Origin of the sequence: Enterococcus sp. HY326 (assembly GCF_026157065.1) — a bacterium.
Classification (GTDB): domain Bacteria; phylum Bacillota; class Bacilli; order Lactobacillales; family Enterococcaceae; genus HY326.
In genome coordinates this window covers 1-14,793 of the sequence record NZ_JANLGQ010000005.1, presented here as the reverse complement: position 1 = coordinate 14,793, position 14,793 = coordinate 1, and the positions used below count along the sequence as shown (strand labels likewise).

Sequence of the window (14,793 nt, the reverse complement as noted above, 5' to 3'; positions counted from 1 at the left end):
GGATTAACAAATATGACCTAACCGCTAGAATTACTTCTCAATTTGCTAGCGGCTCAACTACTTTAAATGGTGCTAATTTAAACTACGCTGGTATTGATGTTAAAAATCAAAACGAAAGTATTGCTGGTTTAGAACCAAGTGTTGCTAATACAACACAACAAGTTACTGATACTGCTCCTACGACCTTTATTACTAATAGTACTGAAGATACTGATGGTTACGGTGCATATGCAGTTGTATTTGACAAAGTAAATCACAGAGATGGTGTAACTTTAAATATCCCTACGGATACTACAATTGTTGATGGTGATTTCAATGCAACAGTACTTTGGACGTTAGTAGACGCAAACTAGAATTTGTTACTACTTAATTAGTTAAGGTTTGCGCCGATGTTCTGGCATCGGCGCAACTCTTTTTTAAAGGAAGGACAACGAGATGAAACTAAGATCAAAATCAGTTTACTTACTAGTTATTATGTACATAATGCTCTTTCTAGGAGGGACAGTAGCCCCAGGTTCTGTCTTTGCGGCCTCTGACACGACGAGCTCAACAGCTACTGAGACCTCAGAAAGTGGCTCAACATATGGTGGCTTTTCTTACAACAATATTTTGCCAGAAAACCAACGGGATACAGGCGTCAGTTATTTTGATTTGCGGATGGAACCTGGGCAACAACAGACAGTCCAAATCGAGTTAGTCAACTATGCAACAGTACCTCGGACCATGCTCGTTTCGTTAAATGGCGCAAAATCTACTTCAACAGGGGTAATTGAGTATGCAAATCCAGACATTGCCAACGACCCTTCATTGAAATACGACTTTAAAGACATTGTAACTGGTCCTGAGAGTATTGAGATGCCAGCGAGTGGTTCGGTCATGTTGGAGTTGAATATTCAGATGCCCGAAAGCAGTTATGATGGGGTTATTTCTGGAGGAATTCAACTGCGCTTTCAAGATGATGCAGATGGAGAAGGAGCACAATCTGCCGGAGTTATCACAAATGAATACGCCTATGTTATTGGGATGACTCTAACTGAAACAGATACAGTTGTTTCACCTGAATTGGCGTTAAATAGTGTAGCTGCTGGCTTATCCAATTATCGCAATGCGGTTTTAGTTAATCTTTCGAATACGGAAGCTGCTTTTTTAAATGATTTAGTTTTAGATGTTCAAATTACTACAGCTAATTCAGATCAAGTTTTATTTGACAGCAAGGTTTCTGGTATGCGGATGGCACCGAATAGTTTTATGGAATTTCCAGTTTCAATGAACGGAGAAACAATGGAGGCCGGTGACTATCGGGCCATTATTGTCGCAACTGCAGGAGATCGAAGTTGGAACTGGGAAGAGAACTTTTCCATTACTAGCGAAGAGGCAGACCAGTTTAACCAAGCAGATGTTAGTTTATCAGCAGAAGAAGGCATCAACTGGTTGCTTGTCCTGTTGATTGCTGGTGGGATTATTATTGTTGGTTTGATTATCTTTGTCATTATTCATGCACTTCGTAAAAAGAAACAACAAACTTCAAGGGATAAAGGAAATTCTTCTAAGAATAAGAAAAAAGCGAGGAAATAAGCTATGAGTCTTTTAGACTGGACTTTTGTTATTCTTTTAGCAGTGGCGATAGTTTGCTTTTTCTTTGGATTAATGAATAGTGTTAGATTGCTATTACTTAATGGGAAAAGGAAAAAATTTAAGCGTCGTCCGCCAAAAGAAAAATCGAAACGTAGGCGCTTTTTAAGTGCACGTAAAGAGTGGCTCCAACAACGGAAAACATTGGCTACTATTACTGTGTTATTTTTTGCTAGCGGCCTTTTTCTGATGGGTGGGTCATGGGTTACCCGCAACTTTCAACAAAATACTTTGCCAGCTGAAGACTCCCAAGTGATTGCTCAAACATATATTGCTTTAAATGACCTAGAAACACAGCTAGGGGAGTTTGAAACAGGAGAAAATCGAGAAAAAGCGATGAATAATATTGGGGAATTAACTGCCACTTTGGAAACCGCTTCTTTTAGAACAACCTCGACAGTTTTAACGCAGGAAAAACAGAGGATAGTGAACCAATATTATCGAGCAGTGCGCCAACTAGCAAGGAATATTAAGGCACAAACTCAAACTCAATTAGCAGGAGAAGGTATGATTGCAGGCTATTTGACTGATATTGAAACAATCAAAGGCTATCAGAATACCATTTTTGAGGAGTTTAATGTCAATGAGGATGCATTGGAAAATCAGCTTTAGTGGTGAAGAGAGTGGAAAAACAAAAGAAGAAATCAGTTTCCAAACGAACAATTTTGAGTGGGGGAACAAGTAGAAAGAAGACAAAGACTTCGGATAAAAAAAAGAGGATAGGAAAAGAAATCCTAGCTCTTCAAAAAAATCTACTGAGAAACAATCAAAATCTACTGTAGCAAAGAACTCCAAATCACTGCCTCTAAAAAAAGAGGGGACATCGAAAAGAAAAAGAGGAACGGGTTCTTCCAATAGGAAAAAACAAAATTCCCCCCGTGGAAAAAGTAAGAGATTTTATGGCAGGAAATCACGCTCAAGTTTACTAACCAAGATTAGCGGGAAAATCAAACTAAATAAGGTCAAGAAAAATAGAGCCTCTGGCAGAAAAGGAAAGCATAACAAGTCTATCAAACGAAGAGAGCTTCTCATTGAAATTGGGTTAAGCGTGCTTCTTTTAAGCATTATTTTAGCAATAATCAGTAATTTCACTTTTAGCCTGGTCAAAGTTGAAGGTTATGCGATGTCGCCAAGGATAAACGACCAAGAAACGGTTGTTGTAAGCAAATTGGCTGAGATTAAGCGTTTTGATTTTGTTTACTTTACTGCACCAACAACGGGCATTAAAATGACTCGGAGAGTGATTGGTTTGCCAGGGGAAACAATATCTTACAAAGAAAATGTTCTTTATGTAGATGGTAAAGAAGTTGTAGAGCGTTTTCTTGATGTTTCCAACCGAACAGATGGAGATCAGAACTGGACGGAGGATTTTGATTTAACCGAAATATTACCAGCTGGAATCACGCAAATTCCAGAAGGATATTATTTCGTTTTAGGGGACAATCGCCCATATGCAACGGATAGCCGCATTTTTGGGTTAGTATCTCAAGATGATATTGTTGGTAAAGTGACGATGCGTTTATTCCCTTTACGAAGTATGGGCAGATTTATATGAGGATAAATATGATGAACAATAAGCAAAATAGCATCAGGGAAAAACCTTTAAAACAAAAAAAAGTAATGAAGAGACTGTTACCTTTTTGGTTTATTGGGGTTTTGTTAGTGATGTTTTTTTTTCTAGGCACACATCAGGTGAATGGAGAATCCATGGAACCGACTTTTCAAGATCAAGATCGTATCTTAATCTTGAAGCGTATGACACCACAACGAAATGATATCGTGACGTTTACGCCTGAAGATGATCCAAGTGGCTCTTATGTAAAACGGGTGATAGGAGTACCTGGAGATCACCTCCTTCTAAGAGGTGATCCTCTTTACCTTGTTCCAAAAGAAGATGAGATGCCAGAAGTTCCTGCAGATGTTTGGGAACCAACGAATCTGCCGGCGAGCACACAAATAATTACAGTTGAGTCGACTGTGGCGACTACATTGTTTAACTACAGTAATATTCCAGAAGGCCATTATTTTGTTGAAGGGGATAATCGCAATCATTCTACCGATAGCCGTAGTTTTGGCTGGATATCGCAGGACCAGATTGAAGGTGTGGTGAAATATCGGTATTACCCGTTGTCAAAAATGGGTTCGATTTCTTAATACAATTGGATGAAGAAAGTGAGAAAAATATGAAAAGAGCAGTTGCTGTAGCATTTGGGAAAAAATATTGGTTGGATATTCTCTGTAGCTTTGTTTTGCCGGTACTCCTAATTGGAGCGGCCTATGCAACGCTAGGAATATATTGGGGCAGTGATAAAAGTATCTTAGCTAGTGATGCGTTTGCCCAGTATGCTAATTTTCATGCTAGCTTTAACAATGTGTTACAAGGAAAAGAAAGTATATTTTATAGCTGGTCAGGTTCGCTTGGTTTAAATTACGTAGCGTTAATGGGCTATTATCTGAATGGCTTTTTTACTTGGCTAGTTGTTTTTTTTGACAATATTGATATGCCCAACTTTATCTATTTTATTACCCTACTGAAGATAGGGGTTAGTGGGATAAGTTTTTGGGTCTATGCTCACAATACATATAAATTGAAACGGGAACTGGTTCTTGCTTTAACCATTTGTTATGCTCTCATGTCTTATGTTGTAGCCTATGGATTAGTCGTGATGTGGCTGGATACTTTTGTTTATTTACCTTTGATTGTCTTAGGAATCAATCGGTTGATGGATAAAAAGAAGCCGTTGCTGTTGTTTATTAGCTATCTTCTACTGTTTTTCTCTAGCTTTTACATGGCCTTTATGGCGGGCGTCTTTTCCTTTATGTATTATGTTTTCAGACTTCTGACAAATTGGCAGCGGTATAAAAGTAGCGTTGGCTATTATCTGATTACGGCTCTAACAGCGGGCGGTATCTCAATGATTACAATATTACCAACGATCCTTGATTTAAGATCCAATGGAGAAGCGTTGGATACCTTGACCAAATTTTGGAATGATACTGTTGGGGCATGGGACTTAGTCGCAAAAAATCTAATTGGGATGTATGATACCTCGCAATACAATTCAATGGCTTTTGTTTACATCGGGTTGTTACCCTTAATTTTTGCATTGTTCTATTTTGTAAGTAAAAAGACACCGCTCAAAAATAAAATCCTCTTTGGGGTGTTTTTACTAATTTTAATCATGAGTATTAATATTGAACCTATGAACTTGTTTTGGCATGGGTTGCATTCACCATACATGTTTTTATATCGTTTTAGTTTCACCATATCCTTTTTAGTTATTATTTTAGCAGGGTATGGGTTAGAACGTTTTACTAAGGAAGAGCTGAACCACTTAACCAATTTAGTTTTATTCATGGGTGGAGTCATTTTTGTTTTCTTTTTACTATCGGATAAAAAGCGTTATGGAGAGATTACAACACAATCCTTAATTTTCACAGTTGCTTTCCTCGCTGTCTATTTAGGATTGCTTATATTTGATAAATCTGAAAGTAAATTTTCACGTTTTCAAAAATTTGTGCCGATGACATTTTTAGTATTGATTTGTGGAGAAATGTTCCTGAATAGTGCGGCAATTATTAAAGGGGTCTCAGATGAATGGTATTACACTAATACTTCACAATATCAGGATGGTCACGAAGATATACAAAATTTAGTTGATTTAGCTGATGACCGCAATGAAGATTTTTTTAGATTAGAAAATTTAAATAGCATTACAATGAATGATAGTTTTAACTTCGGCTACTCTGGTGTGACCATGTTCTCTTCAATCAGGAACCGCTATTCTTCAGCATATCTAAATGCGTTAGGTTTTCGGTCTGTGGGCACAAACTTGAATATCAATTATAGGAATAATACGTTAATGGCAGATGGTCTAATTGGTATCAAATACAACATTGCAAAAGGAGATTTGGATAAGTTTGGCTATGAGTCTATTGGTGAATCTGGAGAGTATCAATTATATGAAAATAAATATGCACTCCCTTTAGGGATTTTAACTGACGAAGGGGCTCTAAATGAGAATGATTTAACTAACCAAACAGATATTCTAAATTACTTAGCGGGTACTCAGGGGGAGATTGTTTCCATTCGGGAATTGACGATTGCAGATAGCAAGAATGTTAATTTAACTGAGAACAGTGACGGGACAGTTGATTTGGAGTCGACAGATTTGAATGATACGAAGTATTTGAGTTGGGTGATTACGTTACCAGCAAATACCCAAGGGTATTTAAGCTTGGTCCCAACTGAATTTGATTTTGTGAATGCGACCGTTACTATAAATGGTGAAAAAACGGAATCAGGTAGTCTGAGTGATGATGGTCAGTACTACAACTTAGGTTATTATGATGAACCCGTTACGTTAGAAGTAACAGCCGGTTTCTCGTCTAACTATGTTCAGGATTTTTCACTTTATAAACCGGATTTGTTGTTGGTGGATACCGAAAAATATGCGGATGTCTTAAGTAAGGTACAAGAAAAAGGAGTACCAATTACTGTTGAGGGAAATCAAGCGACTGCTGAGGTTACAACAACAGAAGAACAAACACTATTAACCACTATTCCCGCAGATAAAGGTTGGAAAGCCTACATTGATGGAGAAGAAATAGAAACAGATTCATTTAAAAATGCGTTTATTGCGATTGAAATTCCGGAGGGTACTCATGAGATTAAACTAGTTTATGTTCCTCACGGCTTTTTAATTGGAGTTGTGATTGCGGTCATCTGTTTCATCCTATTTATAGTATTTCTGCTTTGGCTGAAAAAAAGGAGGAGATTAACAGATGAAACGACAGATTAAACTGCTATCTTTTTGTTTCTTTACCTTCATTTTAGTGTTACTAAGTGCCTGTGACGCTCAAAATTTAGCAGGCGAACCGGTAGAGTTTTCAGCATTAGAAGGTAGCTATTCAATCAAACTTCCCGAAAACTGGGAAGAAGAGAAGGAGCCAACGACATTATTTACTAGCGATACCCTCTTTGGTGCTCAAGATACTAAAAGTCTTTCCTATATGATGGTTCGAGGATATGAAGAGGAATTATTTACAGAAGAAGGTCAATTAGAAGACTATGGGGAAACCCTTTATAGCGAACGCTATGTATTGGAAAACGTGGAACAAACCAACTTTAAAGTAGGAGATTATTTTGGGCGTCACTATCGGCTACAATCACAATTCCAAAGGAAAGAGACTTGGTTGGATGTCTACTTAGTTTCAGTCGAAAATGCAGTGATCGAGTTTCAATTTTATAGTCCTATCGATCGGAGTGCGAGCAGCCGAGAAAAATTATTTACTGAATGCGTCCAAACGTTAGTTGTAGATACACCTAGTCAAGAAATAACGAATCAAGATACTGAAGCTAGTGTCGGTGAAGCGATTGCAGAGGATTATAAATTGAAAATGAGTAGCTATCAAGTGATGGAAGAGGATGGCACGAATTATTTAGTCATCCGCTATCTTTGTACCAATACAAGTAGCACGACAATCGTACCTGAGGAGAAATGGATGGAGGCAGTCACCGTGAGCCAAAGCGGTCAAGAACTGGCTGCCACAAATGGTGTTTCTGATTCTGAAATAATGTATTTATTGGGATTAGGGACCCAAGTATTGCAAGGAAACTATTCAATCGAATGTGCTGCTGTTTATCAATTAGATTCATCCACTGAAGCGGTTACGTTAGACTTTGATAAAGAGTTGTTTATCAATTCTGAAACTACGATATTACCAATAGGAGGAAACTAACATGAGGAGATTAGGCAAAATAGTTCTGCCGTTCATCTTTTTAGTCATTTTAGGAGGGTGCAGTTCAGCTTCAGCAGAATTGAAAGAACTTCCTGAGAAACAAGAAGCCTTGACGTTATGGACCAATCGTTCTTCTGAGTTTGGTAATTCCAATTACTCTGCACCAGAGGGAGAAGCGATAACAGATCTGAAAGAACGTTTTGGAGTAGAGCTCAGTCCTAGCTTCACTGAGTTAGCCAAGCTAGCTACAAATGAAATGACTAAAGATGGTTATACAATTCCTGAACCAGAGTATACGATTGCGTCATCTACAACTTCCTTAAACGTGAGAGATAGAATTTTAGCCTATAATGGTGAGAATATTATGATTTATACGGATATCACAGAGGCTTATAGCTATCTCAAAAACAGTGAGAAGGTTAAAGTCTATTCTGAAGTTTTTGAAATGAGTTTTTGGACCGGTGAAGGTGAATACTTGGGCAAAGATTTTTCGGAATTAGTAAAAAATATTGGAGAGTTATTAGCTATTCCAGAGAAAGAATTGACTGAAGGTTTAGAAAAAATTGATAATTCTGCAGAATATGCCAATCAACTAATTGAAGTCTATGATTCAGTTGAAGCAGCGGAAAAGAATGGCTCTTTTGGGCAACAATTGGTTATAGATTTAGGGGATGATGGCATTCCAGCCAAGATAACCGCTAGCTGGTTTGATTACCGAGTTTAAATTGTATCAGACTAACCTTAGAGAAGAGTGATTTTATAAAGAAAGGAGCACTGGTATGCTTTCAATGTTGACAATTGTCGTTCCTTGCTATAACGAAGAAGAGGTGCTGCCGGTCTCTAGTCAAGCTCTATTATTAGTTATAAAGCAATTGATTGAAGAGAAACAGATTCATCCAGAAAGTAAACTACTCTTTGTAGATGATGGGAGTAAAGATGACACTTGGCAAGTAATTACGGAGTTGCACAAAACAGATCCTGTTCATTTTAACGGGTTAAAGTTGAGTCGGAATTTTGGACACCAAAAAGCACTGTTGGCTGGAATGACACAAGCATCTGCCAGTTCGGACATTGTCATTAGTATCGATGCGGATCTACAAGATGATGTCCAAGCAATCCGCAATATGGTAGCTGCTTACCATGAGGGATACGATGTTGTTTACGGAGTGCGAAATAACCGCGAAAGCGATACTTTTTTTAAACGTCATTCCGCACAATTGTTTTATGGACTAATGAAAAAAATGGGGGTTGAGTTAATCCCTAATCATGCTGACTTCCGTTTATTGAGTCATCGAGCAGTCACAAATTTGCTGGCATTTTCAGAAGAAGCACCATTTTTCCGTGGCTTGGTCCCTCTAGTAGGATTTTCTTCTACGAATGTTTATTACAGGCGAGAAAAACGAGTAGCTGGGGAATCGAAATACCCCTTAAAGAAAATGATTCGCTTTGCGTTGGAGGGCATTACTTCTTTTTCTATCTTACCAATTCAACTCATTCGTCTGTTAGGATTAGTAACTATCTTAATTGGTATTTTTTATATGGGTTATACGCTAGTTCAAAAGTATATATATCACGCTGTTGTTAACGGTTGGGCGTCGATTATTATGAGTATCTGGGTTTTGGGTGGTTTACAGTTAGTTGGAATCGCCACGATAGGAGAGTATTTAGGTCGTGTCTATACCGAAGTGAAGAAACGACCGCGTTTCATAATTGAAACAGTATTAGAAAAAAAGGAGAGATTAAATGAATCGGATAACAAATAATCGTTGGCTAAAAAAAGAAAGTATCCGAGTTCTATTCTTTGCCCTTCTTCTCTCTCTGCTCTTTGTGATGCCGCTTTTGATTAAAGGGGACTTAGTGTATGGAGATGATCTGGTTTATCATTTAAGTCGGATAAAAGAGTTAGTGGGTTGGTTGATGGATGGCGAATTTAATTTTCCGGGAATCAGCACACGTTCGTTTTATTTGATAGGCTATGGGGTCAATCTATTCTATCCTTGGATTACCTTAGTGCCCTTTGCTTTCTTGAGTCAATTGTTTGAAAATGCTGCTTTCGCAATTTCTTTGGGGTTCTTTTTTTATACGTTCTTGACTGCTTGGATCGCTTATTGGTGCATGAAACGGTTTAGTCAATCCTGGGTAGCTAGTGTGTCCTTCACCTTGTTCTATGTCTTTGCCACCTATCGAACAATTGATGGGCTGACTCGCTTTGCACTACCAGAATTTATTGCGTTGACTTTCCTGCCATTGTTAGTTTGGAGCACTTATGAAGTCTTGTTTAAAGAGGTTCGATCTTGGATATGGGTCACAATTAGTTTTGCGCTGATTGTCTGCACTCATGTGTTATCCGCTTTTTTAATCAGTTTATATTTAGTGCTATTTTGGGTTGGCAGTCTGTACTTTATTCGGGAAAAAGTCAAACGAACCTTTATCTTAATTGGAGCAGGGGGATTGGCTATAGCAGGATCGGCCTTTTTCCTCATTCCTTTTTTAGAAGAGCAGCTCTTCCAAACTTTTTTACAGCCTTCCCCCGTCACTCTTGCAGGGAATACGTTGAGCGAGCTACTCGGGCATGGTCTCACTAATGACCTGACTCAATCCAGTTTAGGTGGTATTTACACAATTGGATTGCCTTGTCTGTTAGTGTTGATGTTTGGGTGTTTATTTTGGAAAAAAATGACAAGAACTTATCGACTAATCTATATTCTCAGTTGGTTTACTTTTTGGCTATCGACCGATTTATTTCCTTGGGGAATCTTTCAGCATACGATAATAAATGTGATTCAATATCCCTTTCGTTTGATGATGTTTACTACGTTATTCACCTGCCTGACAGGAGCAAATATAGTCAAGCTCATCAGTGAAGATCAATCGTTAGGAAAACGATCTTTATTGGGCCTTCTTGGAGTCAATCTGATTTTATGTTTCCTACCGTGGTTGATTTCTGTCCAGCGAATGATGGATCAGGCTTACTCATTCGCTTCGGACACCGAGACTATTTTTTTCGAAGATCCAGATAATCGCTATTCTATGTGGATTGATCAGTACGCACCAGCCAGCTCACAACCCTACATAGATGAAATCTATCAACATGTTGGGTATATAGATGGGGATGCCTATCTCATCCCACCCCAAAATCAAGGACAAAAAATTCAATATTCAATGCAAATTGAAAAAGATCAAACTAGTATTGATTTACCAATTATCCGTTATAAAAATACCATAGTTTGGGTGAATCAAAAAGAAGTAGATATGACTTCTTCTGAACGAGGTACTGTCCAAATTGAGGTAGATTCAGGTCCAACTATTGTTGAAGTGGGCTATAAAGCTTCAAAGGTGATTAGAATCAGTTTTTACATCAGTTTTTTCACTTGGCTTGTAATTCTTTTGCGCTACTTTTTTTATGAGTTATATCGCAAATTAAAAAAAGTTAGATAATTCAAGAAGCTGTATCTGGCGTATTAAACGACATTACTAAAAGGGGAAACGAATCATAAATGACTTATTAATTATACTGCCGAAATTATCGTACGAATTACACCTCTAACAATTGCCGTAAATCATGTTTTGGAAGCTCAAACGCACGTTTTTAGGTATGACTCTTACAAAATTATCAGGAACTCAGTTAGATGGGTAAACGATTTTTAACGGAGGCAACATTGTCGGAAATCTGATTGATAATTTATTAACAGCGGTACTTTCGAAATACTTTAAGAGCTTTTTGGTATTTCTAGCGATGCTCTTTGTAGTTTTTTCAAATAATTATTTCTATCTCAATCGAGTAGCTTTACAGGACTCAGGATATAATGCGCTAATTGCTTTAGATGCAATACTTACTGAAGTGGAGGAAGCAAATTTATCCTTAGAAAAGATTTATGTCTTTACAGATACTTTTATGCAAAATGGCAATGAGTTTGTTTATAGTAGATTCTTTGATCCAATTTTGGATTTGAGTCAACATCTTGGATAAATTTTAGTAGAGAAGGTTACACTTTTTTCCTTTTTGATAGGTCTTCAAACTCCTGCGGGGTTAGATAGTCAATCGAGCCATGAATTCGATTCATACATTATCATAAGGCGTTCCATTTCGACTATAGGAGTGTCTTATCTTATTGGTTTCAAGGCATTTTTCTGCTTCAATTGCTGTATATTGCCGGTCCAAATCAGTATGTAGAATCATTCCTTCAGGAATGTGATAGCGCTACTTTCCTTGATTCAATATTTGTAAAACACAATCGACAGTCATTTGCTTTGAAAATGTATAGATAATAATTTTCTCGCATGTAAATCCATGTGGTTTTGGTATCAAATCTTAGACAACTTTTCGTATAAGTAAAATAGATTAAACTTTATTTACGCGAGGATGGGTTTCATCTACTTAGAAAAGTGCTATTCCACCCTTTTTTGGGGTGGAATATTTGAATTTACTGATGTAAAAAAATAATGTTATAAGATATCATTTTTTAAAAAGGAAAATTAAGATAAACTGAAATATGTTTTTAGTTTATATATAAAAAAAATGTATAGCAGTTAATTTAGACGCTTGAGATATCTATTTATTTTACCGATTTTTTATTATATAGTTAATGTAAGCGTTTAGCATTTGCTGTGTCGGGAATATTTTGTTAGAAAGGAGAAAAAAATGAAAAAGAAGTTACTTTGGTTATTGTTGGGTGTAGTGTGTGGTGGAATTGTGGCTTTTGGACCAAGTGTACAGGCAGCAACAGTATATAGTGGGGGAGCTATTCCAGATCCCACGCCTGTCATTGAGCAACCGTCTATTCCGCCTTCAAACTACCGTAGTAGTTCGTTACCGAGTCAATTTGACCCGAGAAAAGAAGGAGGGGATACACCTGTTAAAAGTCAAGGAAATAGGGGACTTTGTTGGGCTTTCTCTGCAACTGGGGCAATCGAGACAGGGGCTCTCAAAGAAGCTCAGGCAGTCTATGATTTCTCAGAATTATATTTAGATTATTATTTTGCAAAGAATGCCTTGGGAAATGAACAAGTAAATACTCATTCTTATGGTAGAAGTCTGAATGCAGGGGGACAAGAGTTTTATCCTATTTATGCTGCCATTAACTGGACGCAACCTATTTTAGAAGAAACTATGCCCTATCAGCCAACAGGAGACATTCCTTTTTTAACTGAGGATCAGTTGAAGGAAGAACCAGCTGTTCATGTTCAAGGAATGGTTTCTATTCCTAAATTAGACAACGAATATACCAATGAAGAACGATTAGCAAAAGTAAATAGTATAAAAAAACAAGTTTTTTCAAATAGTGGTGTAACCTACCAATGGCGGAGCGACTATTTAGGTGACTCGAAATTTTATAACGAAGGGAACTACGCCTTTTATGTCCCGCAAAGTGTTGAGAATCAAGGAATCGATCATTCTACTCTAATTGTTGGTTGGGACGACAGTTATGCAAAAGAAAATTTCAGTTCTGAGCCAAATGAAAATGGTGCATTTATTGTCCGAAATAGTTGGGGAGACTGGTGGGCAGATAATGGCTATTATTATGTTTCCTATGAAGATTATTATGTCGCAACCTCAAGTATATATGGGGTTAGTCAAGTAGAGTCGAAAGAAAATTACGATAATATCTATTCCCATACGGAGTTCTATGGCTATTACCCAAGAGCAGTGTATACAAACTCAGCTATTCTTTCAAATGTGTATCAAACAAATAGTCAAGATGAAACACTTGAAGCTGTCTCGTTCCATACAACACAATACAATACGCCATATGAAATCTACTTGTCGTTAAATACAGATAGTCTTCAAACGACAACGTCATTAGAAAATATGACTCACTTGGGTTCTGGAGTGAAAGAAATACCAGGCATAGAGACTATTGAATTAGAAAATGGGATAAGTTTAAACGGTAACGATAAATTTGCGATTGTTGTAAAACTTAGTAAGCCAGCAGGTGTAAGTAATCTTTATCTATTAACAGAAAATAAACTTTATGATCCAGTACGTTACCAAAATGTGGTAACAAATGAAGGAGAAAGCTATTTAGCTTTATCAGACGGAACAAATGAGACTAATTTGAGCTTTAGAGATTTATCTTCAGTAGAGAATACTAATTTAAGATTATTAGAAGGAAATGTCTATATTAACGCTTATACTGACGATAAGGAAACATTTATTCCAGTTGATACAATCGAAGTTACTCCTACAGAAAAAAGTATGGTAATAGGAGAGGAATTGTCACTATCAGCAAAAATTACTCCAGAAAACGCGACAAATAAAGGTTTTTCATGGACTAGTTCTGATCCAAATGTTGCGACTATTTCTGAGAGTGGAGTTGTTACTGCGAAAGCTGAAGGGACGGTTACAATTACTGCAAAAACAGCTGATGGAAATAAAACAGCTACCAGTACCATAACGGTTACTAAAGAAATAGACGAAGATGATCACGGAGATACAGGTGAAACGGCAACGAAAATAGTGTCTAATGAATGGGTTCAAGGAAAAATGAACAGTGATGGGGATATTGATGTATTTGAGATGCCAATACATTCTGGACGAAATCAAACAATTGTACTAGAGTCTCCAAATGGGTATGTAAAAAAATATACGATTAGAGTAGGAAGTGTTTGGTATGGACCATTTACAGGAATAGAGGCAGGGCTATCGGATGGAAATTATCGTACGACCTATACCTCTACCAATAGTTCAGATACAGCCATCCGTTTCTTCGTAGATAAATCTCTAGTACCAGCAGGAGAAACCTATAAATTTAAAGTTCGTATATTAGAAGAGGGAGAGACACTTGAGCCTGAAGAAGATGATCATGGAGATACAGGAGAGACAGCAACGAAAATAGTGTCTAATGAATGGGTTCAAGGAAGAATGAACAGTGATGGGGATATCGATGTATTTGAGATGCCGATACATTCTGGACGAAATCAAACAATTGTACTAGAGTCTCCAAATGGGTATGTAAAAAAATATACAATTAGAGTAGGAACTGTTTGGTTTGGACCATTTACAGGGAAAGAGGCAGGACTATTAGACGGAAATTATCGTACGACCTATACCTCTACCAATAGTTCAGATACAGCCATCCGTTTCTTCGTAGATAAATCTCTAGTACCAGTCGGAGAAAACTATAAATTTAAAGTTCGTATACTAGAAGAAGGAGAGACACTGGATCCTGAAGAAGATGATCACGGAGATACAGGAGAGACAGCAACGAAAATAGTGTCTAATGAATGGGTTCAAGGAAGAATGAACAGTGATGGGGATATCGATGTATTTGAGATGCCGATACATTCTGGACGAAATCAAACAATTGTACTAGAGTCTCCAAATGGGTATGTAAAAAAATATACAATTAGAGTAGGAACTGTTTGGTTTGGACCATTTACAGGGAAAGAGGCAGGACTATTAGACGGAAATTATCGTAC

General features: G+C 37.4%; 12 protein-coding genes. All 12 read left to right on the top strand.

Going from position 1 to position 14,793, the window contains the following annotated elements; genetic code table 11:
• Positions 1-2 precede the first annotated feature (2 nt).
• Positions 3-353: a WxL domain-containing protein gene (locus ORH16_RS18945; protein ID WP_416207866.1), complete on the top strand. Its 351-nt coding sequence runs from the start codon at positions 3-5 to the stop codon at positions 351-353.
• An 82-nt stretch (positions 354-435) separates the two neighbouring features.
• Complete coding sequence (locus ORH16_RS12855; protein WP_265459252.1) at positions 436-1,575, top strand: DUF916 and DUF3324 domain-containing protein; 1,140 nt, start codon at positions 436-438, stop codon at positions 1,573-1,575.
• 3 nt (positions 1,576-1,578) lie between these two features.
• Positions 1,579-2,244: a hypothetical protein gene (locus tag ORH16_RS12850; RefSeq protein ID WP_265459251.1), complete on the top strand. Its 666-nt coding sequence runs from the start codon at positions 1,579-1,581 to the stop codon at positions 2,242-2,244.
• Between the two features lie 187 nt (positions 2,245-2,431).
• Positions 2,432-3,187 carry a signal peptidase I gene (gene lepB / locus ORH16_RS12845; RefSeq protein ID WP_322597307.1) on the top strand — a complete coding sequence of 252 codons (756 nt, stop codon included), beginning with the start codon at positions 2,432-2,434 and terminating at the stop codon, positions 3,185-3,187.
• Positions 3,184-3,786, top strand: coding sequence for a signal peptidase I (gene lepB / locus ORH16_RS12840; protein ID WP_322597304.1), 603 nt, complete (start codon positions 3,184-3,186; stop codon positions 3,784-3,786). The genes lepB (ORH16_RS12845) and lepB (ORH16_RS12840) overlap by 4 nt, the downstream gene beginning before the upstream one ends.
• Before the next feature lie 29 nt (positions 3,787-3,815).
• The gene (locus tag ORH16_RS12835) at positions 3,816-6,434 is read left to right on the top strand and encodes a YfhO family protein (RefSeq protein ID WP_265459250.1); all 2,619 of its coding nucleotides are present in this window, start codon (positions 3,816-3,818) and stop codon (positions 6,432-6,434) included.
• The gene (locus ORH16_RS12830; protein ID WP_265459249.1) at positions 6,418-7,374 is read left to right on the top strand and encodes a DUF5067 domain-containing protein; all 957 of its coding nucleotides are present in this window, start codon (positions 6,418-6,420) and stop codon (positions 7,372-7,374) included. The genes ORH16_RS12835 and ORH16_RS12830 overlap by 17 nt, the downstream gene beginning before the upstream one ends.
• Before the next feature lies 1 nt (position 7,375).
• Complete coding sequence (locus ORH16_RS12825; RefSeq protein WP_265459248.1) at positions 7,376-8,098, top strand: hypothetical protein; 723 nt, start codon at positions 7,376-7,378, stop codon at positions 8,096-8,098.
• 55 nt (positions 8,099-8,153) lie between these two features.
• Positions 8,154-9,137 carry a glycosyltransferase family 2 protein gene (locus ORH16_RS12820; protein ID WP_265459247.1) on the top strand — a complete coding sequence of 328 codons (984 nt, stop codon included), beginning with the start codon at positions 8,154-8,156 and terminating at the stop codon, positions 9,135-9,137.
• Positions 9,118-10,812: a hypothetical protein gene (locus ORH16_RS12815; RefSeq protein ID WP_265459246.1), complete on the top strand. Its 1,695-nt coding sequence runs from the start codon at positions 9,118-9,120 to the stop codon at positions 10,810-10,812. The genes ORH16_RS12820 and ORH16_RS12815 overlap by 20 nt, the downstream gene beginning before the upstream one ends.
• A gap of 298 nt (positions 10,813-11,110) precedes the next feature.
• The gene (locus ORH16_RS12810) at positions 11,111-11,344 is read left to right on the top strand and encodes a hypothetical protein (RefSeq protein WP_265459245.1); all 234 of its coding nucleotides are present in this window, start codon (positions 11,111-11,113) and stop codon (positions 11,342-11,344) included.
• 672 nt (positions 11,345-12,016) lie between these two features.
• On the top strand, positions 12,017-14,793 hold a 2,777-nt coding region (locus ORH16_RS12805), incomplete at its 3' end, for a lectin like domain-containing protein (RefSeq protein ID WP_265459244.1).